21 protein-coding genes and 3 pseudogenes are annotated in these 24,276 nt (G+C 35.5%); 5 read left to right on the plus strand and 19 right to left on the minus strand.

The window, feature by feature from the left end:
* Positions 1–2: 2 nt before the first annotated feature.
* The 8 genes and pseudogenes from ACFQWC_RS13520 to ACFQWC_RS13555 form a co-directional block, all read right to left on the minus strand.
* A complete protein-coding gene (locus ACFQWC_RS13520; RefSeq protein ID WP_377107898.1) occupies positions 3–2,567 on the minus strand; it encodes an MrcB family domain-containing protein in 2,565 nt (854 codons plus the stop codon).
* Between the two features lie 973 nt (positions 2,568–3,540).
* A complete protein-coding gene (locus ACFQWC_RS13525; protein ID WP_377107900.1) occupies positions 3,541–3,831 on the minus strand; it encodes a hypothetical protein in 291 nt (96 codons plus the stop codon).
* Positions 3,832–3,969: 138 nt separating this feature from the next.
* On the minus strand, positions 3,970–6,558 hold the full coding sequence (locus tag ACFQWC_RS13530) for a TnsA endonuclease N-terminal domain-containing protein (protein WP_377107902.1): 2,589 nt from the start codon (positions 6,556–6,558) through the stop codon (positions 3,970–3,972).
* Positions 6,551–8,287 carry a DNA methyltransferase gene (locus ACFQWC_RS13535; protein ID WP_377107904.1) on the minus strand — a complete coding sequence of 579 codons (1,737 nt, stop codon included), beginning with the start codon at positions 8,285–8,287 and terminating at the stop codon, positions 6,551–6,553. Before ACFQWC_RS13535 ends, ACFQWC_RS13530 begins: the two co-directional genes overlap by 8 nt.
* A gap of 10 nt (positions 8,288–8,297) precedes the next feature.
* The gene (locus tag ACFQWC_RS13540) at positions 8,298–11,165 is read right to left on the minus strand and encodes an ATP-dependent helicase (RefSeq protein WP_377107906.1); all 2,868 of its coding nucleotides are present in this window, start codon (positions 11,163–11,165) and stop codon (positions 8,298–8,300) included.
* Positions 11,166–11,316: 151 nt separating this feature from the next.
* Positions 11,317–11,796 (minus strand): hypothetical protein, encoded by a 480-nt coding sequence (locus ACFQWC_RS13545; RefSeq protein ID WP_377107908.1) that lies wholly within the window; start codon positions 11,794–11,796, stop codon positions 11,317–11,319.
* Positions 11,797–11,843: 47 nt separating this feature from the next.
* Positions 11,844–12,385 (minus strand): annotated as a pseudogene (locus tag ACFQWC_RS13550) (DNA adenine methylase).
* 274 nt (positions 12,386–12,659) lie between these two features.
* A complete protein-coding gene (locus tag ACFQWC_RS13555; RefSeq protein WP_377107910.1) occupies positions 12,660–12,983 on the minus strand; it encodes a pyrophosphohydrolase domain-containing protein in 324 nt (107 codons plus the stop codon).
* A 256-nt stretch (positions 12,984–13,239) separates the two neighbouring features.
* On the opposite strand from ACFQWC_RS13555, the gene ACFQWC_RS13560 reads away from it, so the two are divergent.
* Positions 13,240–13,503, plus strand: a complete 264-nt coding sequence (locus ACFQWC_RS13560) for a helix-turn-helix domain-containing protein (RefSeq protein ID WP_377107912.1) — start codon at positions 13,240–13,242, stop codon at positions 13,501–13,503.
* 262 nt (positions 13,504–13,765) lie between these two features.
* Here ACFQWC_RS13560 and ACFQWC_RS13565 read toward each other — a convergent pair whose 3' ends face one another.
* The gene (locus ACFQWC_RS13565) at positions 13,766–14,869 is read right to left on the minus strand and encodes a DUF6946 family protein (RefSeq protein ID WP_377107914.1); all 1,104 of its coding nucleotides are present in this window, start codon (positions 14,867–14,869) and stop codon (positions 13,766–13,768) included.
* A gap of 111 nt (positions 14,870–14,980) precedes the next feature.
* Here ACFQWC_RS13565 and ACFQWC_RS13570 point away from each other — a divergent pair, with 111 nt between their 5' ends.
* Positions 14,981–15,595: a hypothetical protein gene (locus ACFQWC_RS13570; RefSeq protein WP_377107916.1), complete on the plus strand. Its 615-nt coding sequence runs from the start codon at positions 14,981–14,983 to the stop codon at positions 15,593–15,595.
* 147 nt (positions 15,596–15,742) lie between these two features.
* Here the strand turns inward: ACFQWC_RS13570 and ACFQWC_RS13575 are convergent, their stop codons facing one another.
* Together ACFQWC_RS13575 and ACFQWC_RS13580 are read right to left on the minus strand one after the other, a co-directional pair.
* The gene (locus ACFQWC_RS13575; protein ID WP_377107918.1) at positions 15,743–15,916 is read right to left on the minus strand and encodes a hypothetical protein; all 174 of its coding nucleotides are present in this window, start codon (positions 15,914–15,916) and stop codon (positions 15,743–15,745) included.
* Between the two features lie 15 nt (positions 15,917–15,931).
* Positions 15,932–16,699, minus strand: coding sequence for a hypothetical protein (locus ACFQWC_RS13580; protein WP_229596615.1), 768 nt, complete (start codon positions 16,697–16,699; stop codon positions 15,932–15,934).
* A gap of 487 nt (positions 16,700–17,186) precedes the next feature.
* On the opposite strand from ACFQWC_RS13580, the gene ACFQWC_RS13585 reads away from it, so the two are divergent.
* Positions 17,187–17,873: an alpha/beta fold hydrolase gene (locus ACFQWC_RS13585; RefSeq protein ID WP_377107920.1), complete on the plus strand. Its 687-nt coding sequence runs from the start codon at positions 17,187–17,189 to the stop codon at positions 17,871–17,873.
* 224 nt (positions 17,874–18,097) lie between these two features.
* On the opposite strand, the gene ACFQWC_RS13590 is transcribed toward ACFQWC_RS13585, so the two are convergent.
* The 6 genes and pseudogenes from ACFQWC_RS13590 to ACFQWC_RS13615 form a co-directional block, all read right to left on the minus strand.
* Positions 18,098–18,502: a hypothetical protein gene (locus ACFQWC_RS13590; protein WP_377107922.1), complete on the minus strand. Its 405-nt coding sequence runs from the start codon at positions 18,500–18,502 to the stop codon at positions 18,098–18,100.
* Between the two features lie 25 nt (positions 18,503–18,527).
* Positions 18,528–18,994 (minus strand): annotated as a pseudogene (locus ACFQWC_RS13595) (SMI1/KNR4 family protein).
* A gap of 122 nt (positions 18,995–19,116) precedes the next feature.
* Positions 19,117–19,671 carry a T6SS immunity protein Tdi1 domain-containing protein gene (locus ACFQWC_RS13600; protein ID WP_377107924.1) on the minus strand — a complete coding sequence of 185 codons (555 nt, stop codon included), beginning with the start codon at positions 19,669–19,671 and terminating at the stop codon, positions 19,117–19,119.
* 14 nt (positions 19,672–19,685) lie between these two features.
* Positions 19,686–20,162, minus strand: coding sequence for a polymorphic toxin type 15 domain-containing protein (locus tag ACFQWC_RS13605; protein WP_377108019.1), 477 nt, complete (start codon positions 20,160–20,162; stop codon positions 19,686–19,688).
* Positions 20,163–20,984: 822 nt separating this feature from the next.
* Positions 20,985–21,566: pseudogene (locus ACFQWC_RS13610) on the minus strand (T7SS effector LXG polymorphic toxin); the annotation flags it as partial.
* A gap of 12 nt (positions 21,567–21,578) precedes the next feature.
* Positions 21,579–21,860, minus strand: coding sequence for a YwqI/YxiC family protein (locus tag ACFQWC_RS13615; RefSeq protein WP_377107926.1), 282 nt, complete (start codon positions 21,858–21,860; stop codon positions 21,579–21,581).
* A 456-nt stretch (positions 21,861–22,316) separates the two neighbouring features.
* Here ACFQWC_RS13615 and ACFQWC_RS13620 point away from each other — a divergent pair, with 456 nt between their 5' ends.
* Complete coding sequence (locus tag ACFQWC_RS13620) at positions 22,317–22,487, plus strand: hypothetical protein (protein WP_377107928.1); 171 nt, start codon at positions 22,317–22,319, stop codon at positions 22,485–22,487.
* A 113-nt stretch (positions 22,488–22,600) separates the two neighbouring features.
* Here the strand turns inward: ACFQWC_RS13620 and ACFQWC_RS13625 are convergent, their stop codons facing one another.
* On the minus strand, positions 22,601–22,765 hold the full coding sequence (locus tag ACFQWC_RS13625) for a hypothetical protein (protein ID WP_377107930.1): 165 nt from the start codon (positions 22,763–22,765) through the stop codon (positions 22,601–22,603).
* Between the two features lie 169 nt (positions 22,766–22,934).
* Here ACFQWC_RS13625 and ACFQWC_RS13630 point away from each other — a divergent pair, with 169 nt between their 5' ends.
* Positions 22,935–23,105 carry a hypothetical protein gene (locus tag ACFQWC_RS13630; RefSeq protein WP_377107932.1) on the plus strand — a complete coding sequence of 57 codons (171 nt, stop codon included), beginning with the start codon at positions 22,935–22,937 and terminating at the stop codon, positions 23,103–23,105.
* A 599-nt stretch (positions 23,106–23,704) separates the two neighbouring features.
* Here the strand turns inward: ACFQWC_RS13630 and ACFQWC_RS13635 are convergent.
* Entirely contained in the window at positions 23,705–24,196 is a 492-nt protein-coding gene (locus ACFQWC_RS13635; RefSeq protein ID WP_377107934.1) for an LURP-one-related/scramblase family protein, read from the minus strand.
* Between the last annotated feature and the right edge of the window lie 80 nt (positions 24,197–24,276).

The following is a 24,276-nucleotide window of genomic DNA, read 5'->3' on the forward strand; positions in this document are numbered from 1 at the left end:
CCTTAACTACCCCAGAAGGAAGTGAAGCCATCATGCATGATTTTCGGAATCATATTAGACAATTTTTCGGCTGATTTTGAGAAACGAGCTTCTTCCACGATCGAGGCTGCATTCATCTCATCCCACTCATGACTTGTGCAGAATAGGAATAGCTTCTTCAATACTTCCTCCGTTTTCAGATCGTTCCCTGTTAGTCTTGGAAGAACCTTTTGAACCAGCTGAAAATTAAAAGCATCATCAAACTTCATCAGTTGTCCTTCATCGTTATAAATCATGTAAAAGCAGACTTCATCACGTACCCGGTAACCGAAATGAGCCTTGATCGGTTCCAATATTGTATTTACTTCAACAAGCAACCCAGTGACCTTTCTCACAAGATCCTCATGATTAATGAAAGCATCCTTCAGATTTAGAAACCTTCCAGCCATTTGTTGGTTGTCTATAGCTACTGGTTCCGCAATAGAATCCATTGTCAAGAACCCAAAATGATCTAACACCACGTCATTGTATTCAATTGTATTCGCCCGATCTAACACCTTTGGACTGAACGGGTGAGTCGTCTCATCCATGTTCACGGTGCCAATAATGTAGAAATTATCTCGTAAAAGAAGTCTACCTACCTCTTCTTCCTCCACAACCGGAGCAGATACCATCTCACCATTCTGACAATCGCGACTTTCCATCACACTCAATAAGTCACTAAAATAGTATTCTACGCGCGCTAGATTCATTTCATCCAAGAGCAAAAAATAAGGCTTATCTCGGTTTTCAGGCTGATTCGCTTCCATTAAGACTTTTGTTAACGGTCCTGCCTGGAACTCTCCTTTAATATCCCTATATCCAATAAGGTCAGATCCGTCACTCCAGTCAGGTCGTACTGGGATCAGTGCAAACTGCCCATTTTCTGCCGTGGCACCAAGACTTTCAGCAAGCAACTGAACAATCTTGGTTTTTCCCGTTCCTGAAATACCGGACAGAATAACGAAGGGTTTTGTCTTTAGAGAAAGGTATAAGTTGATGATATCTTTGCGATCATAATAGTATCCTTTAGCAGAAATATAATTGTGGATATGATCAATTAGTGCACCATCACTCTGAAACTCGACTTGAATTTCCTCTACTTCAGGCAAGACATCATCTGTTTCGTCTTGAGTAGTAGAATACTCTATGTATCTCTCATAATAAGCAATCATGCTCTCTAGATCGTCCACAAGTTCTCCTTCAGAAGGCATGTCATCTTTACGGTATTTTATGTATGCAGCAGTCGATAAAGCATATCCCTTCGCTTTACTTGACTCTCCTAGATATAGATCATCATCCTTCTTTACCGAAGCCTTCATTTCAACATGATCACGGATTTCTTTTTTACGCTTCAGCATTTCTTCTCTTGTCGTTTCTGTTACTCCCTGTGCTAACGTTAAATAAAGTCTACTCATGTCTTCACTGAATAAATAAACGATATAATATCCTCTTTGAGTAGAAGTGGTAATTGCTTTGTTCATAATCGCAACCCAAGGAACAGACGCCCAATTTCCTTGGCCAACAGAGCCTGTAACGACATATTGTTCATTTAAACATTCTAGCTGCTTGAACTCTTTAGGGACATCGTTCCTTACATATGATCCAAGCTCATTCCCTCCAAAGGGCTGGGCCTTAGCTTGAACGTAGTTATTCATGATATATAATAGTTTTTCACGTATCGAGGTTTTCACAACAGGGTGCTCCTTTGGTGTATTGATTTGAATATTCGGGGTGTACTCATCATCGATTAAATCTACGTGTTGAAGCCATTTGAGAAGATTGGTCGTTCTTTCTTTGGCTACACTATCCACCATCAGATTATCCCCAAGTGAATTCCTTACGATTAATTTTCCTATCTCTATCAATGCTCTCTTTTTCTCGATTGGGTTATGATCTTTTAATAAGTCCAATATTTCAATAGCGATTCTAAAATACTCTTTATGTGAAATCTGTTCCCTTAATAGCTCGATCTTTTTTGATGATTGAATGTATTCTTTGAATAATTCCTCATTTTGATATTGATTCTTATCCAGGAACCCTAACAACCTTAAGTCCTGACGTGCTCTTGACTTGATTCGATACTCATTACCTTCCAGTTGTTCACTTAGTCTTTCAGGTTGATACGTACCTTCAATAATCTCCTCTAAAAAGGTCATAACTTTATGAATCTGTTCATTCGGCAAATCATCTGTTTTAAACTCAATGAACGAAATCGCTGTCTTTTGTCCTTTCTCCACTACCTTTACAAAAGGCAGCCTAGCAAAAAAAGACATAATAAAAGAAGTTCTCCCCTTCGTTTTAACAAAGTCCTCTTTAGTAGCAACTCGTTTCGAGGAAAACTCTTCCCATGCTTGTTTTAGAAACACAAAAGAAATGGATTCCATTGAAGTCGTTTTTTCTCCACGCTGGAACTTCTCCAATGATGACTCCGTCTCTACAAAAATTCCATTTTCATCTACTTTTCTTATGTAGTTCGTCTTCTTCAGCGATAAGGTTTCTACCATTTTTGTTTGTTTGGACAAGGCTTTTATAATTTCTAGTAACATAGTTGTCTCCTAAATAATTATTTTCTATAGTTTATCACATTTATTTCCATATAATAAAAAAGCCTTCCTGCAATATGCAAAGAAGTTTTAAGTAACTTATTCCGGAGCCAATTAAAGGACGTAAACCGTCTTCTCTAAGGTAATAATGGCTTTTAATTCCTCTCTAAACAAGAGTAATCAATTCAATTGAATTCATCCAATAACCTTCTACCTCCACAAAAAAATCTTTTCTTCAAAAACCAACCACGTACATCTACTTTCTCCTTGCTCACTACTTAAACACCTTCTATAGAAGAAACATGATTATTCGCCTAAGCATTTATGATCTCTAATAGAGCAGCCAACTCCTCCACTGCTTCTTAATTGATTCGCTGCACAATCTTCGTCTAACTTTTCATAGCTTTTTTCTATTAAACACATTTTGTGGTGCTTATCATTCAATATTTCTATTGAAAACTTCTTCCCTCTATTTAAGTTTGGTATAGATTGGCATGGAATTCATCTCCTTAGTTGTCTATTATTTTTAATGTCTTTAATACAAAGGCATAGTCCTTTTCAATTGCTTTCGCTATATGGACAGGCTAGCCTACCATTTTTCTAGAACTGCTTCTCGAACTTGCCTGAGCTTATTTTTAGTTAAAAGTCAAATAATAAGTTAATAATTTTAACCATTTAGTTGAGGGATAATTCTCTTATTTAGTTAGTGTCTCGATTGAATTTTAAGCAATTATAGAAATTAATGAATTACTAGTTGTTAGAAGATAGTTACATTCTATTTTTTTGCTTGTTTCATTACTTTATTTAGTCCTACCCCTCTAAAAATGAGAGTTCTTGAATTGCTTGTAGCAATGAGTATTTCTCCGTAATCATCTTTATTTTTAAAACCTAAAAATATTGTTCCCTCTTTTATTAATAAGGAAAAGTTCTTTCTTCATGGATACTCCTTTTGAACCACAGATTTAGTTTATTATGTTTAAATATCAATATATATATTAATAGAAACTTTTTCTATTTTTGCAGTCTGCCTTAACATATTCCAGTAGAAATCCTCTTCTATATTGTCTTTGCTATATAGGTATACCATATCCACTTTACCTAATTCAGTTATCATTTCAAGCAAATTATCATATTCTTTAATATGATCTATATACAAACCTGACAGTATCCAATCTTCCCTATCAAATTGCTTTTTCATTCTCTGAAGAACCTTTTCAGTGTTTAAATTAGGTTGTTCTTGATAATAAACTACTACTTGCTGTGTCATTAATATCACCAATTCCAATATAAATTTTATTAAAAGATAATCGTAGGTAATACAACAAAGAACTCATTTTGAAATAAAACAGGTCAAAATGAGCTCTTTTTTTAACTTTACCTCTTAAGCATTATGAATAATTATTCATTAAAAAATATCATTAATTTCCCCATTCATTATTTTACTACCTGCTACAATCTTATATTCCATCCTGCTAGCAGTCGCTGTCTCTCTTGCTGCACGTTCTTTTGCTAACACCACTGGATCTTCAATTTTATTATCACCTTTAACTTCTATTATTACATAATCTCCATTGGTCTTCTCTACTAAAAAGTCGGGATAATAACTTCTTACAACATTTGATTCAGGGTCAATATACTGAATATAAAAGTCAGTTTGGCCATGGGTCAGCATACCTGTAAAATATATTTTTTTTATTCCTTGAAGGTTTAAAACCTCTTCAAAGAATTTTCTCTCTGGCTTTGAATCAAAACAGTAAGTGTCTAAATGGAAGCTTTTATCTTTAAAGAGAGAATATTTTTGTTGAGATACATTTACAACAAGTTCTGGCTTTGCTGTAACTTGATAATAGCCGTCTTTTGGTTCCTTAACAAGCTCAATTTGATATTCTTCATTATTTTCATAAGGCTTTAATTCATAAAATAAATCAAAAAATCCAGGGATAATATGATCATATAGCACATCATTATAATCGCTTACTAGCTCTACTATTTGTTCAATTCCAGGGGAGGATTTGAGTAATAACTTTTCTATTTCGTTGCAGGACTTATTCAAGTATTTAGCAATTTCAGCTACTAATGTGTACTTACTAAATTGCCTTTTATCTCTTTCTTCTATTAAATCTTCACTAATTTTACGACTACCTTTTAATCCATCTTGACTAATTAGTTTTAATTGGTATTTAGATAAATCAATTTTTTCTAATTCAAAGTCAATTATACCTTTTACTGTTTTGTGCCTTAACAGATGTAATTTTTGAGACCTTTTTAGAGAAACCTTGACAGGAGGAGGTACTAAACTAATTTTATATCTTTCTTTAGTATTTTCTATTTGGTTTAAATCTTCTATATTTAATCGGAAATTTTTATTTAATTCTTCATCTAGTATCTCTAGATTCTCCTCTGACAAATAAACTTGCCCGATTTCTTGAACTGGTCCAATGGCACGTAAACATCTCATAGTTGCTTGCAGTACAAATACCTTTGATTTAGGTTTACGATACAAAGCCACTCCAAATAATGAGCGGCAATTCCAACCTTCGCGTCCTTTATTTACTAGTAAAATAAATTGCTTGTTAGACCCTGGTGAATCTAATTTATTAAACTCTCTAATATCATCATTTGATGTAATTTTGTCATCACCAACATTCACCAAAATCTTATCAATAGAAATACCCAGATCATTCAATACCCCTTCTAATTCTGGACGTAATTCATTTTGTAATTCTTCAATACTACTAGCAAATATAGCCATTTTAGGTAACATGCCTTCATATCGCTGTTCATTGTATTTCTCCCAGAAGTCTTTAACTGAAATACGTAGAAACTCTTTTGATTTTGGGTTTGTAAAACCCTTTATATGAACCTTTTTTAAGTAAGATTTATTTATAGCTTCTTGTAAGCCATATGAATATACTACTTCTGGAAAAACCTCTTTACCAGAATATGGAGTTCCAGTGAAATTGTAGCATCCAATCACTGATGTCCCGGACCTTTCAAGTGAAGTTGCCAACTCATTAATTGTTAATCTTAAACTTGTTTTAGATGTTTTTAATCCCATATCCTTCGCCAGAGCATCACCAAATGCGTGATGAGCTTCGTCAATAAACACTCCTAGATTTCCTAAGCGAGTTAACTTAGAAAACCTTTGATTGCTAAGTAAATCACCTTCTTCAGAAGGGTCATTAAAGTTATATAAGTCCCCTAATTGATCATATGCAGAACCTGTAGATGAAGAGAAATTAAATAACGTTTCAACTTTTGATTTGGGTTTATGTTGACGTTTCAATATTACTTTTTGGGTATTAGAGATAATAATATTATACTTTGACCGATCAATTGTATTTAATGTTGTACCTGTTTCATCTAAAAAATGTATTTTTAAATTGCTATCGAGCCAAGCAATATATTCTGGCGGTATCACCTTAGATTTATCAAATGTTTGAATTTCACGTAGGGATTCTAAAACTGTCTTGTCTGGTGCAAAAACAATTGCATTATGACAAAAGCGCTTGTCCTTAGGGAACTTATTAGATAATAAAAACTCATAAAAGATACAAGTCGCCATTAAAATTGTTTTACCAGTACCCATTGTTAAAGCAAAAATGTAGTTTGAATAATTTAATTCAAACTTTTTCATTCGATCAAATACACTCTTGTACTGGTCTACTTCAAGAGCGAGCCAAGAAATTTGTTCATCTTTATCAAGTCCCATGTCATCACGCTTTTCGAAGCCATTAATTCTCTTATACCAATCAGTAAATAAGTCATGAATCTTCTTATTATTTTGGTATTCTTTTAGGAAAATATAAATTTCTAATGCTTCGAACTGTGGTTGTCGTAAAAAAGAATTGGGATTTTTATAGTTATTAAAGTCTAAAAATTTCTTTGACAATAACTTATACTTTGTACGGATTCTAGCTCTATTTTGAAAATAGAAATCCCAAAGGTGGGTATGGAAAGCAAAGTCTAAAGCAAATGAATTCTTTTTACTCATTTTCAATATTCACCTCTAATGATTCTGATAATAGATCCGTTATTTTCACACGTATAGTACCCGCACCTTCTGGGATTTGGTACTTGCCTGTAACAAATTCTTTTTTAGAAGGAATATCCACTTCCGCAGGTTCTAAAATAACTCCATCATAATTCCAATCTATCATTACTGATTCAACGAGTTCTTTCCAATCTTCGACATTTTCTTTCATAATACTTAACTTTTGAAGAAGGTTCATTGGATAGAAATTTTTAATAATTAATTCATTTTTTTCAATTTCTATTAAAGCTTCTGAATCTCTTTTGAACTCTAGATTTGCTCTATCTCGTAGAATATCTACTACTTCTACATTAACTTTATATGGAATTTCTTTTTTTAGAGTTGCAGCTAAATCAGCTTCATGCCCCATACAAACTAGTAATATATTCTCTGTGAATTTATTTGGATTATCTTTTTGTCTTTGTTCTAAAGTTTTATAATCTAAATTTGCAATTATTTCATTTAAATCTGCTTTGGTAGCTATTCGGTCTACAGGCATTATTTTAACTAGATACCCATCTTTTTCTCCATCAAAAAGATCCACTTTTCTTAACGGTTGAATCTCTAACGCCTCTTTCAATAATTCCTTGGCCTCTACGGGGTTCTTAAAGATATCGTAATTGTTAACATTTAATACATTAAAACCAGGCTTATCTCCTTCACTATTATTTAAATATTCAAGAACCCTTTTAGTTGCTATTTGAACCGCACCGTAGTTGATATCGTTCCCTATAAATTTACGATTATTTTTTAGTGCTACAATTTGCGTGGTTCCTGACCCCATAAAACAATCAAAAACTAAATCTCCTGGCTTTGTAGAGGCTAAAATAATTCTTTCTATTAATTTCTCTGGCTTTTGTGTTGGATAATTTTGTCGTTCCTTAGCAACTGGATTTACTGGTGGGATATCACTCCAAACAGAATCCACAATATTACCAGGTACTTCATCTAAATAAATTACTCTCGCTCCCCCTCCAGTAGGGTTTACATCATCTCTATAAAGTCTACCATTCTCATCTTTTTTAAACCTACTTATATATTCATCCGAATGAGGAGTGTATTGCACATCCCAATAATATTCTTTGGTCTTACTGTAAGATAAGATAGTATCATGTTTTTGAGGAAATTTCTTTGTTGTAGACCTCTTAAATCCAAAGTAACTCCAGATAATTTCATTTCTAAAATTATCTGCCCCGAATATCTCATCACAAATACTTCTTAAATAATGATTCTTATGCCAATCACAATGAATGTAAATGGAACCACGTTCTGACATTAATTCTCTTATTAAAATCAACCGCTCATACATAAATTGCAAATACTCATCATTTGACCACATATCAGTATATTGAATTTCTTCAAAACTGTTTAAATCATTTTTTACGGATTTACTTTTTAATTTTATTGTTTTTTGATAGTTTGCTTTTGAATCAAATGGTGGATCAATATAAATCAGGTCAACCTTTCCTCTAAACTCTTTTAACAGATGACTCATCACCTGTAAATTATCGCCCCAGAAAATCTTGTTCATCCAATTATCTTTTTCATGCCCATAAGATTCCTTTAACTGAGCTGGATAATATTGTGTTGAGGTGTATGGTCGCTTGCCTTTCCAATTTAACATTGGATATCCCTTTATAGGCTCGAACTTAAATTCTTCAACATTTGTAATTACATTATCTTTGTTCATTAATTTCACCTCATAAATTTCTATCACAGTAAAAACGCATATCGCAGTTTCCACAATGTTTTTTTGGTCTTTGTTTAATTGTATAGTCGTGATTTTCAATTCTGTTGACTATTTGATCAAAAGACTTAATAGTTTGATTAATCATCACATTTTCTTTTTTGAATGTTATATAAGGATTAGTATCTTTTTCCCCGGTATAATAAAGATGCATTTTACTAACTTTATAGTTTGTACGTTCTTCTACCAAATGTGCATATACTTCTAATTGTTTTTTATAACGGTTAAGTGCATCTTTTTCTTTCACCAAATCTGGCTTTTTTTCAGATTTAAAATCTACAATCTCTACTGTATCTCCGTCACCTTTTACTAAATCTATTGTTCCTTTAAGAATATACTTATCCTTTACTAAGGATACATCAACTTCCGCCTCTTGAATATGTGCCCAATCATTGTTTTGTTTATCTACATATCTTTTAACTTGTTCTAATGCTACTTCCTGTGTCTGAGGGGCTAAATATACTCTCTCGCGTTTAGAAAGATGCTGGTAGTTGGTATTAAACCACTCTTCTAACTTTTCACTAGTAATTAAATGTGTTTCATTTTTCAATACAGATTTATGTATATCTTCTATTGTTTGATGAACTAATGTACCAAAAATTGTGGCCCCTTGCCGTACAGCTGCAAAACCTAGTTCCTTATAAAATTTGTACTGTAATGCACACGTTTCAAATAAGTTTATATGGGACGTAAAAGAATATTCGTGTTTAATATTCACGTCCTTTACTTGAGCCAATTCTATTTCATAAATATTCGACTCATCTCTCCAACTTTTTAATCTGCGATAAGACTCTAAAAAGTATTTAGATGGAACATTTCGTGTCCCTTGCCCACTTGCCCTATTCTCTTGACAGGATAAAACAAGTACATTTTGAGCTCTTGAATATGCTGTGTAATACAACCGATAAAAGTCAAATAATTTGGTTAACTCCAAAGGTTCAAAAACAGGTTTATGGTAATAGTTAGACTGTAATATTTCATCGATCTCTGTGTACTGCTTTCGAGGTGTAGATTCAAGAGAACCTACAATTACTATTGGAAATTCTAATCCCTTAGATTGATGAATGGTTAAGAAAGAAATACATCCATTTGGTGCATATTCAGAGTCATCCTCGTATTCGTCTATACCCCCCTGTAATAAAAATCTTAGATATTGATTAAAAAACTTTACTACTGAATCACCAATATTTTTGGGTGTGAAGACCGAAATATGATGGAGATACTCAAATTTGGATAGTAATTTTGTAAACTGGGATAGATTTCTAGCCTCTCTACTATCCTTTACTGTAAATACATTTTCACTTAATACATCGCTGAATAGTTCGAATTGAATAAGTTGATAAAATAGTCCTGAAAGACCATAGTCTAGGTTTTTGCTTATTGTTAAATGGGTTCTAGCTTTTTCTTTACACCAACTCAATAATTCATGGTTTTTTGGTTTCCTTAGCTCTTCTGCAAACTCTAATAAACATGCATCATAAAAATCCCACTCTTTTAGAAAAGCATTATCATTCCACTTTCTAAGATGTGCATACATTGGAAATAAGAATAAAATTGCACCTAACGTCAATCGAATTTCTCTTCTTTCAAAATACATATTGGATCGGGGGGAATATACTGGAATACCTCTTCCTTCTAAATAACGAGAAAGATTTAAGACTTTTGAATTTTTAACTGAACGGAAAAGAAATGCCACCTGATTCCAATCTGTAACTTTACCTTTTTCTTTCATCGATTTAAGAAATGTGTATACTTCATTTTCCCAATTTCCTTGTTCATCGTCACCCGATACTTTAATTACGGTTTTTTGCTCTACCTTATTTGATTCATGAGCAATAATTTTTTTACTGAAGCGGTAAGAAACATCCTCTTGTATCCAATTATTTTGTTCTATCCAATCATTATAAAACTGAACAATTTCAGGGTTAGAACGGTAGTTAGTAGAAAGTTCTACTTTCTTACAACTTCCTTTTGGGAAGTTTTTTGGAAATTCTAAGATATTTCGAATAGTAGCCCCTCTAAATCTATACAGACCCTGATCATCATCTCCAACTACACATATATTTTGTTTTTTTCCCGCTAATAAAAATATAAGCTTTTCTTGAATAGTATTCGTATCCTGATATTCATCAATCATTAAGTAATGTATTTTTTTATTTAAATTATTTCTTATATCTTTAGAATTAGCTAGTAGTTTATATGTTTCCAGTTGTATCGTTGAGAAGTCCAAAGCATTATCTTCTAATATTAATTGCTCATAAACTTTATAACATTTTCCTAACACCTTTAATCGTAAGTCCTTGCTACAAATTAGGTTATCTATATCCACAATTTCTTCACTTAATTTGTTAATCCATTTTAACAATTCTTCTGATTGCTTCCAACGAGAGAAATTGGTATTTAGTAAAGTTTCTACGTCATCTATTTCCAGAAACCTGTTTAATTTTTGATATAGCATATATTGTTGATCAAATTGATCCATTACTAAATAATTTTTTTTAAGTCGAGTATACTCTCTATTTTCTTCCAAGATGCGAAGACATAAAGAATGGATTGTTCCAACATACATCTCATTAAGATTAAATTTGATATTAGCTTCATGTAGCCTATTAGAAATACGAGTCACTAATTCATTTGCTGCTTTTTCAGTAAAAGTAGCTACTAGTATATTCTGCGGTTCAACCTGCTTATGTTTGATAAGATACAAAATACGTTCCACAAGTGTAAATGTCTTACCTGAACCTGGACCAGCTATGATTAATAGTGGACCTTCTGTGGTCTCAATAGCTATTTTTTGTTGTTCACTTACTTTTTCCCCCAATATTCTCTCCCCCAGGCTACATAAGATTTACTTATGGTTTAAATTCGATGCTCAAAATTATAATTTTCATTAAAATTTCTATACTCACTATATTAAAAAAGGGCAACCATTTATCATGCCCTCGAATTGTAACAATATTAAAATAGAAAAATCACCAAGAATTATCTTCTAAAAACCTTTGCAATATCTTAGAGGAAGGATAACTCGACATCGAAGCAATACCGTTTGCTAGTTCCATAGGAAAAAGTCCACCAGAATATCTATGACTTACAATTTCAGGCAAAGTAGCTAGTATTCTCTCAACTCCTATCAGATCGGATTTTTCCGGATAATTACTAGTATCATTATAAATCCCCGTAGGTATATTAAGAACAAGGGACGAATTAGGATCTACTTTAACGTACATCTTCTCTCCCCAATTGGTTCTTTTACCATATGAATTCATTAAGTCAGGTGTCCTATAAACCTCTTTGCGAATATATTCATGTGTTAAAACAGAAAAATGCATAGGCTCCGTTCTCTCTTTAGGTGCCAATTCTCTGGTTAAAGTTTCCAAGTGATCTTTAAAAATTCCAGATTTTTCTTGACCTATTATATGTATTGGGCGGTCATCTAATTTAGCATATTCCAAAAATGCTCGAATTTTTGGTACTAATTTTGAATATTGGCTTCTTAACGTTAAAGGTCCGTGAATATAAAGTCATTTTCTACGGCCATATCTATCATCACTTTAAAGTCAACATTAAGAAGTTTTGTTTTCCTCAGCGCTAGAGAAACTTCCTGAAAGTTATCAGTATCTAATAATACCTGAGTCTTTGAACCTATTGGTACATTAAATTTGCCTTCCTTATTGACCCGATATATTCCGTTAAAACATGTTCTATTAAGATAGATAAATTGAGCAGCCCTTTCTTCAAGTTTTGCGTATTCAGTAGATCGAATTTTATAATAATAATCCTTATTATGATTCTGATGATGTATGTTCAGATGCTCCGAAACTTTACGCCATCTTGACTTTACCCCTTTATACGTATCGATCAAGTTTTTGTTTATATCATTAAGCACTGCCTCTTCTGGATTAAGCTAAAAAAAACAGCACCTCCGCCTAGAAACGGCTCAAAATATCTATTGAATTGAGTTGGTAAGAGGTCGTTATGTTTTTGTATAAACCAACGTTTTCCTCCTGGCCACTTTAAAAATGGTATGACATCTAGATTCATATTCTTAAACCTTTCTTACATGTATTATTCTTGTTGTATAATAGTTCAAAAGTTCTTATAACAAGTTTAACAAATTATTATGGGTATTTGTAAAATATAGTAATAAATTATTGGAAGTTAATTTAAAATATTGATTTACAACCATTGTTACATAATTTGAACCACTACACATTTCAACCAAGAGGATTTTTGTAGGTATTCTTGGATCCTTCTCCACATCCACCGAGAAAGATTATCTTTTCTTAAAAAAAGATGAATTAACCCATCAAAAAAATCAATCTTCAACCTTAATCAGGAAGACCTTCTCCTTAAACCCCCCACGTTTCAAATCCTTATCTTCCCTAACTGCTTCAACTTCTTCAAACGTAGCTCCATGCTGATTAACCAAAGACCTAATAACCTCCAACAAATCAGCAAGCTCTTCCACAGCTTCTACATCTGTTTCAGCCGCACAGTATTCGTTAAGTTCCTCATATGCTTTTTCTTTCAAACACTTTATGTATTCTTCATCGTTTAGGACCTTTGTTGAATATTTCTTACCTGTACTCTCAATTATACTTGGGATTCTATCCCGGACTAACTTGTTGTAGTTCGGCATGTTGGTGACCTCCTGTGGAGTCTATTATCTATATATTAACATTTATTTAGTTAGTCTATAGAGCAAAGATTGTACCACCAGTCCCTTTCTTACTTTTTTCATTCTCTTTTAATACATCTTCATTTGGGATTCCTCACGGAAAATAATACCAGTGAAAATAAACCTTATTTATTTACATATTTTCCAATAATCCAACTACCGTTCGTGGTGTCTGGTTTCCCCCGATTTGATAATGGGTTAAAAAGGGGAGAATTCTTTGGTAAAAGAAGAAAATAAGCCTTTTGCGAAAACACTGGGACAACTATTAAAACGGAGAAGAAATGAACGTAGAACGACTCAGGAGGAGTTTGCTTGGACTATTCACATGTCAGAAGAAGGCTACGGGATGATAGAGCGGAGAAAAAGAATCCCAAGTGCACTTACACTGAGTAACATACATAATAATACCGGAATAAGTATTGACCAAATTTTTCAAGAAATTGATAATATAGAAAAAGAGAAGAAACTCAAAGAGGATTGACTTTGTAGTTTAAATGGGGGGATTACTATCAAAAAACAAGAATTGATCCTATTAAAAGGGAAGCAAACATACAATTTTATGATTGTCGGCTTTACCCGTGGAAATGATTATGGGGAGATATATTTCACAGATCATAATAGAAGGACTTCTATATATAGGGGTTCGGATGTGAAGGAAGTTATAAAGTTAGCTAAGAGAGAAAGCCGCAGCTTACGTCGGGAGTAAGCTGCGGCTTTGTTTGAATGATTGATTGTAGGTTATTTTACTTTTGCAATCTTAAGTTATACGCCTCATCAATAAATCTAGTTATCTGCTCTAAGGTATCTACCCACTCCAACCTTATATACACTTCACCCGGGGTGAGCTTTCCTTTATCTGATTCTTCATATACATGACCGAGCAGCTTATCAATTTCTTTCTGCATGTTCATTGCCGTTTCTGTATGACGTCTTTTACCAAGGTGGAGAACAAAACACGCCTTCCTAGCAGACGTAATAGTGGCAAATTTGTATTGAGATCTTCTGCTTACATATCCTATACAATCTGTACGAACACCATTATTAGTACGTTCATGATAATCTTCTACTTCTTCTTTGTAAGGACTCTTTTCGTATAGGTATTGATCTACTTCTTCTGCCAAAGCAATAGCTTTCTCTGTTTTAAATAAACTATAATAATATTCTTTTGATTTCGTTGGAATTGGCTCAGTCACCCATCCAAAATACAATTGGACTCCATTTACATTAACTGGCCCTACAACTGCATTCTTCTTCGCCTTTACGCCAAATAGATTCACAAACTCCTTGTAATCCTCAAACCACATCGCCTGTTGACTAAATGAATGTACCAGCATTAACGCATGTTGAGCATGAATGTTCTTGGCTTCAATTACTGCTGAAGCTGTACGATGAAATAACTGATACCTTTTGTTTAAAACCTCTTCTTCATTAAGACCCAACAATTCCAGAATGGAATGTAATCTATTTATCTTCCCTTTACTTGGATTCTCACCTTTCCAAACTTTCACTTCTTCTCCAAACGGTTCAGACACTTTTCCTTCAACCATAATAGGAAGCAGTACACCACCCGTATTTGCTAGCAGGTAAAGATCATTTTGAGAAGGAGACCCACCTCCCGGAAGTGAAACTTTGTACTCAGGAAATCCATATAGGACTTTCACATCTTCAAAAAGTGGAATATTACTGCCTCTAAAAACCTTTTCTACAATGGTAGGGAGATTGTCAGCACCCTCCCAAGACTTTGCTAACTCGTATGCAGAGTATGATGGTTTCCATTGTTTTTCAGGATCGGCTAAGAACTCTTTCCAAGAATCCATCCCTTTGGTTGGAACGAAGTATTTTCCCATGATTACCTCCTTCTATTAATAAAAAAATATCTATAAATCATTTTAAAGTGTAATATTATGGTAACATAAAAGGAGTATTTTACTAGTATAGAATGGAACGAGGAATCACAGATGCCTATTGCAGAAAGAGACTACTGGAATGACGACCGATATAGACCCAAAAACAAGAAAGCGCCCAAATGGTCATGGGGGGTCATAGGATTCATCCTCCTGGCATTGCTCGCTAGCGGATTACCCATGAAAATCTATAACGAAATCACCATTCAACAGGAACAAAAAATACGAAGCTACCTGCAAGAGCGTGAGCAATACTTCAGTTCCAGCGATCAAAGCTTCAAACAGCTGATGACCAAGATCAATGCGGCCAACGGAAATCTCTCATCCCTAACCCTCGACATCAACGAAACCGACATGATGCTCACTCAAAATTATCAGAAGCTGATTGACCTCAATCCTCCGCTGCAATTTAAGGAGCTACATAACAAAACCGTAGAACTGTACGTCATCAAACAGGCTGCCGTCGACTATCTGATGTCATCAGCAAATGCCAACACCTATCATTCTGAAATACTCTCTACTTATATAGAAGAAAGTAATCAAATGATGAGTGACTTACGTCCATTGATGATTGAAGGACTACAGAAAGCCGACCTTCGATATCGTATTGAGCAGGATGGTACGTTGACGTATTGGGTGAAGGATCATTATGGGGCGAGGTTGGAGTAGGGTTACAAGAAAAGGTCCGTCCCTCTGGCTTTTAGCAGGGGACGGACCTTTATTTAAAACTTGGTCAGTCCACCCTGCACAATAACACATTCGTTTGCCAAGGGACTGGCCTTAAATTCTTTGAAGAGGGATAATTACTCCTCAAACTTAAGATTCTCTATGCTTTCTTTTAGGTGCAAGGATTGCAATACTCAGGGAAAGAACAAATATTGCTACATAGTTTATGGCTATCGGAATAATGGGATCGTCCATAAATACCCCTGCAAAACCTAGTGCTGAGAAGATAAATAGTAATATGCATAAGAATCTGATTGTTGTCATTTTAAAGAACACCTCTTAGTATTTTTTCCAGAAGCAATCACCAATATTGAAACCTGATAAGAATGTCAAACCGTAGAAGCACGGAGCACAGCCGGCTCCCCATGTTGCACCACAAGCTCCACCACAAATCATTCCTGCAAGTGTAATCATTGACCAACTAACACCTTTTGATGATAAACAATTACTAAATCCATCGTACCAATCTGAGAATCCCGCTTTTGCTACTGGCATTCCAACACTTTCATCTAGTGGCTCACTTACATCTTTGAAGAATTGCTTAGGCATATGCACAGTTTGATCTTTTTCAAGAACTCCATTAACCCACATAGAGATGTTACCTTCAAGGGCAGCTTCATTGGATAATAAGTGAATTTCAGAATAGTTTATTAGACTATGATCTTCTTTTAACACTAGAATGATAGACTGCATGGAAGTTGCCTTATTTTTAACTTTAAAAGGAATATTAACATATAGATTATTATTTGATAAGTGACGATTGGCACTAATTCCCTTATAATCTAATTGGTTGCCACTATGTATATCAACGTTTCCCTGCTTGATATATGTTCGGACATCTTTCTTAATTTCATTTAGATCTTTATTGCTCTCTACTTTTTCAAATGATTTCTCGAGTTTAGATAGATTTTGTGATGTCTCCTCAAGCCCATCTTTTAACTTTTCAATCTGATCCGCTTCGGCCTTATTATATTGAGCGAAAGGTGTAAATAAGCTCGAGACCAAAAGAATTAAACTTGCCATTAATGTAACCGTTGTCTTCCTCATTCCAAATAACCCCTTTTCTGGATGTATTTTTACAACGATTATTATATTAACATAGAGAGATAACTTATCAATATTAATCTAGTAATTTCCAAAAAACGAGACGATTGAACCAAAAAAAGAAATAGTTATTAAGTAGTAACATCAGAATTCAAAAAGAGAAATAAAACTAGATTTCTTCCCCCAATTACCTTTGTAAATTAATCTAATAACTTCATTTTCTCTAGTATTAAAACTACTTATGATAGTTAATAAAAAAAGAGACAAGGTATCTCCTTGTCCCTTACTCCTCAATATAAGGCTGACCTCTCAAGACGAATTGGGTGGAGGATCATTATTCACGGAGTTAGGAATGGGGGTGATGCGAAGCCCCTCCTCTCTCATAAGTCTTAGGACCTACACCACAATCCACCTCAGGCTCATTACCAAGAATGATTTTACTCTATAAACTTAATACATACGGTATATATGAATGAGGAGAGTGGCGACAGTGACAAAGAATGTTTATTTGCTTCATGGTTTAATGGGAACCGGAGAAATGCATTTTAAAGAGCAATTAGGTTCGTTAAGTGAGGCATTCACTGTTATTCCAATTGATTTGCCGGGACACGGTCAGAATAGCCAGGATGCTGATGACCCCTTTTTCGAGCATACACTTGAGTGGCTTATAAGTGAACTCAGGAAAAGGGAGCCTGGTATCTTGATTGGACTTTCGATGGGAGCAAGTTTTGCCCTGCATGCAGCAATCAGATTTCCCGAATTGACAAAAGGCATTGTCCTGACAGGCTATGTTCCAAACATCCCCGAAGACATGCACGCCATCATGGAAAAACAATATCATTTTTTACATAACATCAAAGCAGAAGCGCCTGAAGTAGCGAAAGACTATCTTCTTCTCCATGGCCCACGTTGGGAAACCACGTTACACAGGGTGGTGAAATGTTTTACTTATCATTATCCGGCAGTATCTGATGACCAATTAAAGAAGTTAACCATCCCTACATTACTTATAAATGGCGGAAATGAAAAACATGAAGTGGATTCGGTCCACCATCTATCATCGTTGAACAACCTTATCACACCAGGAATCATTCCAGACTGCGGGCACTTAGCAAACACGGAAAACCCTTCGATGTTTAATCGAATGACTCTGGAGTTTATTAGTAGTATTGCTTAGGTGAGCCAGAGGGACAGGTTCCTTGGCTATAAAGGGTATTTAAAACTATCAAATTAAAAAACACTTGCTTCCATAAGACAAGCAAGTGTTTTTTAAACTAAATTAGAATATGGGACCCTTTACTGAACTGTTCCCCATAAATCTTTTCGTAATAAGGTTCTTTTATCTTTAAACATATAACATTTCCTGAAGGATCCTCTCCTGAATATGCCAAAATAGCTTTATTAATCCTCATCAAACATCTGTTCATCAACTTCTTCCAGATACCTTTCCGTATCTAAATGAGATTCTATTACATTATCTAGAAACTCAATACTAACCTCTCTAATTTCTTCAAATACGTGAATTTTAGCCCCAGCCTTAGATAATAAACCTACAATTTTTTTCATTTCTAATAATTCATCAATATCTGTTAAATTACAGGATAAAATACAACAATTATTATTAAGCAATTCTTTTATTTCAGATATACTCTTATTAGTATTTTTTCTTAGGATATTAATGTATTTGACCTCATTAGTATCTTTTTCTATCTGTATATTTATTTTTGCCATTAAAATCCCTTCCTCCATGAAACCATATAAAGTACTCATTGGGATCTTCGCAGCGTCACCATAAATCGTTGTCACCTGGGACCTAGTCCAATAACTAACATTATTGAACTTCAGAAATAAATTCCGAAAATGTATCAGTAATAAAATAGGTTACAGGATCTAATTCAGCTGACTCTTCATGACTCCATACCACCACGCTTGGATTTTTTCTGTTCTCCCTATAATCCAAACATACAAAGTCACCTGCAAACAAAACCGCAATCGGAATCATATCTGCACCTATAAGATCTTCATCATCTGTAAGTCTATCTTCAAGCTGTGTTAGTGTAACACTTATCTCATACATTCCTAAATCACTTTCACTTGGAGTCGTTAAAAAGCAGAGAAATCGATCGCATACTCATGATTATTACAATTAAATGTGCCCTCTATTGGTTTACCGCCATTACTTTCTTTCATAAAATCTACAAAATCTTTAGGTAATTCTACACGCCAAAACTTTTCCTTCCGTGCAAATAATTCATCTGTCGGTAAAGGAAGTACTACGGTTGATTTATCAATGAGCACATAAATTCCTCCTTGAAATCATCTGGGAACATCAAAAAGATACTTAAACTTTCAAATCAAAAAAACACCTGTTGCCATAAAACAAACAAGTGTTTTGTTAAACTAAATCAGAATATAGGACATTACTGAACCGGCCCCATAAATTCAGTAATGATAAGAATATGCTCCTTCGTTTTTACTTTTTTTAGATTCTCGACTTTCTCTGTTCCACCTAAACCTAGTAAAGGAGTATACCCAAAGCATTCATCATACTCTGGTTCTTTATATTTCTCTATTGCTTCAGGATAAGGACGCCATTCTAATGCCTTCTGTCTAAAAGCCTCTTCCTCTAAAAACCTAAGAAACAAAGAATATTTTGAAGCCAGCACTTTTGTTTTACCTTTTCTGAAGTTAATCATTACAAGATAACACTCTTGGTTTTCATCTTTTTCATACAGTATTACATCACCCATGGATGTACTGAAAATAGGTATCGTTCCTTTACTTCTTAAGTAAGAATCATTTACTATAGAGCTAAACTCATCGGGGTTAATTATTTTTAAGTAACCATTCATAAATGTACCATACCCATATGTTTTCCATGCGTCGATTAACTCTTTAGGGAGCATATCTTTATATTTATGAATTGTATATTCTTCTACTTCACTTACCTTCTTAAAATCATTAAATAAGTTCAACTTAAATACCTCCTCTAATGTGTAAGTTTTACATTCAAGTACGTATTTTCCCTCTGCTCAAGTGTCATTAATTGAGCTAGTTTTTCAATTTGTTCATCAACAATATCGATTCTGTATCTCCACTGTGAACCAATAGATGAATTTATTCTCTTTTCTCCCATGCCGCTTATATTTAGTGGATTCCCACCGGCTATTTGGTCTGGATTGTGGAGTGCTGCTTGCGTTTTCAACCATCTATTTGCTTGTAACTCAGCTTCTTCCCAAGACATACCACTTTCAAATAATTCTTCTATTTGTTTATTTAAAGCCTTTTCACGAGCTGCTTGTTGTGCAGCATTACCTTCAATTGCACGACCTTGAGTAACATACTTCTCTCGATTTTTTAAATATTCATTAACTGTTAATTCGTTCATCCCTTTTTCTTGATCCTTTAATTGTCTCACAAACTCTTCTGAGTCATATTTTGCATTGTACTTAAAATTAACTTCTATTTCTATAACTCTAGGAGCATGTTTTAAGTTCTTATTATTAAACCCAGATTTCCCTGATAACACCACATGCCCATCCTCATTCAACAACACCTTCCCCATCCTGGAGAAAGCCTCGGACTGAGCAACCCTCGAAACCGGACCGGCAACCACTTTTCGATACGTCTTCTCCATCACCGATCTCACTTTCTTCGGATTTAAGACGTTTTTAGTTTTCCTGAATAACTCTTGAAGATGTCCAGAAAAAGCGTTCAGTCCCAGTGCCCTTTTTCCGGTTCGGGAAGAAAGTAGCTGATGGGCGGTGTCCTCCACTTTTCCAAAGGTGCTTTTGACACCGTTGTGGATGAAGGATTTGATGTTGGCTGTCGTCATGACGTTGTAGGGAACGTCCGTCTTGGAGCTCATTTTGCCGGCTTTGCCCATCTTACCGACTTTGTCTACGCCTTTCGCTCCGAAAATGGATGCGGCGATGTAGGTTCCCGCGTAGGAAAAGTATCTCGCCCGGCTTCGTACGTCTCCGTTGACGACTTCTTCTTCAAAGGATTGTTTCAGGTCCTTCCATATGTACTTCGCCGTGTCGATGGGGTGAAGGACGGTATGAATGATGCCTTTGAAGAATCCGATGGGATCGGTGAACAGGGCGATGAGCGTGTCGACGAGATCGCTGACGATATCGACAATCGCAAACAGGGCTCCTTCCACGGTCCCAAGAAACTCGGATAATTTATTTTTAGCCATTACCGATGTAAACTCCGATAGTTTGGATAGAAACGATGAGTCTTCCTGATGAGCCTTCTTCTCTATTATACCAAGCTTTCCTTTTTGAAAAACAGTTTGGAGCCGAGCGATTTGCTGCGACATGGAGTGGACCTGTTCTTCAAGGGAAGATAGTGAAGCCGTTTGAGTATGGTCGAACTCATGCAGCTTTTGGAGGCTGCGTTCTTTTTCCTCCTGGGCATGGGTCACCTGCTGTAAAAACGACCAGTCCTGGATTCTTGGCACCGATACGATGTCAGATACACTTCTGATTGTGGCATTGGCTTCCCCCGTCAGTTCCACCGTTATCTGCCGTGCACGGTGAAGACCTTCTTCCACTTCGTTGTCCAGGAAGCTCTGCCTCATGAACCCGTCAGGTGAAGGCTCCACGTGATCAAGAGCCTCCTTCATCTCCCGAATGACGGATTGATAGTCGGATAAAAAACCCTGATACTGTTCCAGCATGGGGAGGTGCTGACTCCGGTAGAAATCCCGGATCGCATTCCCACCCTCCCCCTTAAATGCATCGTCCAAATTGACCACGTCCTGAACGGCTCTTTCAATCTGTTGTACCTGATCTTTCTGGGAAGACAGGGTTTCCTCTATCTCCTTCATTCCATTTTGAAAGCCGTCAACATCTAATATTTTCATAGAGTGCCTCCCTTACCGGCTCAAAGTCATGGTAGAAGAAAGAGTACGATCGGTTTCTTCCATGACTTCTACGGAAAGTTGCGTGGCCGACTGGTTTTCAATAAGAAGCTGTTGATAGCTCTCAAGCATCTTCTGGCATTGCTCATTGAGAATATTCAGCTTGTGGATGACCTCCAGTTCATTCGCCCCGCCAATCTGCCTTGGATAAGTCGTATTCCAAGCGTCAATCGTCTGGCGTAGCTTTGAGAGCGACCTCTCTGTCTCTGTGTACTGAATCTGGATTTCAGTGTGCATATGATCGATCCTTTCTATTTATCTTTCAACATCCTATAAAATTCCAATTCATAGAATATCGTACCATCGTTTTTGTGGTCATTCTATTATGAACCAAGGTTTTTTCATAAATAGGAAATTTCACACAGCCCTTAAGTAACAGAAAGCTCATGAGAGACCTTTTCTTGTAAAAAGAAGCGGGAGAACCGTCCCCGTGCTTCCCAGGTATTAGTAGAATCAATATTGATGGTGAATCTGAAGTAAGGTATGATATGGATTTGGTACATGGAGAAGGTGGTTTCACAAGCCTTAGTTACTGCACCAAATACATCTGGTGAATACGGCCACTTAGAATGGAAATCTAGGGATAATACTCTTGGATTTAGTATAGATGAGTGCTGGCTTGGAACTAACCTAGAAATAGCTTCTCCCGCTTACAATACTTTTAATTAGTAACATTTAAGGGAGTGATATCAATTGACTAAAGATTTCTTATCAGGTGCATTCGTGTTTATTTTTGGACTATTCATTGTGATAGTAGTAAGTACAGCATCTTCTACTCCAGAACAATCTTATCAGATGGGTATGGTAGCCGCGATTTTATATCTTTCATCTGTACTATATGTTTCCTTGAAACAAAGGAAATAATATCACTTGAATAAGCTCCTTCAAAAATGGGTGCCTGGTCTTCTTGAGGAAAGTCTATAACGCAAAGAGTATCAGGCACCCTATGGTTAACCATCCCTTTTCCCCTCCTCTCCTTATACCTTCCTCTTATTCGCCATCACCACAATACCAAGGGAAAGCACAAATATCGCCCCATAATTAACCGCAATGGGAACAATCGGCTCCTCCATGAACATCCCTGCCATCCCGAGACTTGAGAAAATCACCAGCAGCAAGCATAAGAAACGAATCATTTTCATAGAATACCTCCTTTTACCTCTCTGTTGTATCGAAAAAAGGGAATGACGGGTCGAGAGCAGTGAGACAATAGGCTAGTATATAACTAGACTTTAATTTGGATATTTTTGTATGATTGGTGTATGTGCACGGGGAAAAGTTCTCGTGCTTCCAAATAAAAAGGAGAATCTCATGCTCTTAACACTCCCCATGATCATTGAATTCATGAAGTATGTATTGATTGCCATTTTACTTACACAACTTGGTTTCGTTTTTTTGATTTTATTATTAGGGAACACCATGGTGGATTTCTACAGAGTCTCCATTTATGAAAAACCGGAAAATCCCATTCAGAGAAAATGAGTAACTTTTTTCAGAAGACCACCATAGGGTTAGGCTATTTCATTTACTCCAAACTCTCAAAATTCAATTGGATTCTGAAAAAAGGTCTATTACTCGGATGTTTAGTCATCCAGGCAATCGTATCGATCATACTGTATGAAATCATACTGAGATTGCTGAATTGGTTATTACTCTAATCAGTTAAAGGATCGAAATATATCTCAGGATGACGAGAAAAAAAGAAGCACGAGAAATTGCCCCCTGCTTCAGGATTAAAAGGATAAATAATTAGGTTTACGTTCATGTAATGAAAAGAGAGGAGAATTTTTATGGAAATGAAAAGTATCGGTATTTTAATATCCACTCTCTCCGTCCTAACCTTTTGCATTGTAAAGGCCATTGAAGAAGCATCAAGATATATTTCCAAAGGAACATTTGATTTCATGGGGTGGTACATCTATGGATTGATTGTCATCGTTTTCTTGACTGGAGTATTTTTATTAACAAAAGGGATGAGAGTGAATCCTAGATTTCCTTATTTCGAAAAGGATATGGGTACGTATTTGATACTTCAACTTATGAAGTTTCAGGTACGTACCGCTCTTTTCCCTTTCACACTCTCAGTTAACCGAAGAAGCAGCCGCTTCATCCGCCTTCACACAATCAATCGCAATAACAAGTGCAATCATCATCGTTTCCACCTCTTCATTCATTACGTTCACCCTGTAGCTGTCACCCCAAGTGAACCACTCCTTGCCCACTTCGCCTACAACGTTGCCATGCTGTAATACCTGAAACTGCATATCCCACCAATTCCCCTGCACTTCAATGCCTGCCGCATCAATCGAATAACGTGCTTTTAAGAATGAGAGCTCCTTCTTAATCGTCAATACCTCTTGACCATTCACCTCAACTAAAAACTTCGGTAAAAAGCTGAACGTCTTTTTCGTAATCAGGGCCACTTCATCCCCGCTTGTATTCATTATTGAGAAAGTCTTCGGAATCTTCATAAAGCTTCCCTCCACATAATATCGATCCTTCTCCTCTTGATCCTTTACCGTGAATTTCCCGCTGAGACTGAATACTTTTTGCTTTATATAAAGCTGCTTCATGATTTTGCCTCCCACACTTGAGTCTTTACATTATTTACGTTTCAGTTCGGCAATGGTTCCAAAATTCCGCATTCGTCCAT

This window comes from Rossellomorea sp. GCM10028870 (assembly GCF_042666755.1).
Taxonomy (GTDB): Bacteria; Bacillota; Bacilli; order Bacillales; family Bacillaceae_B; genus Rossellomorea.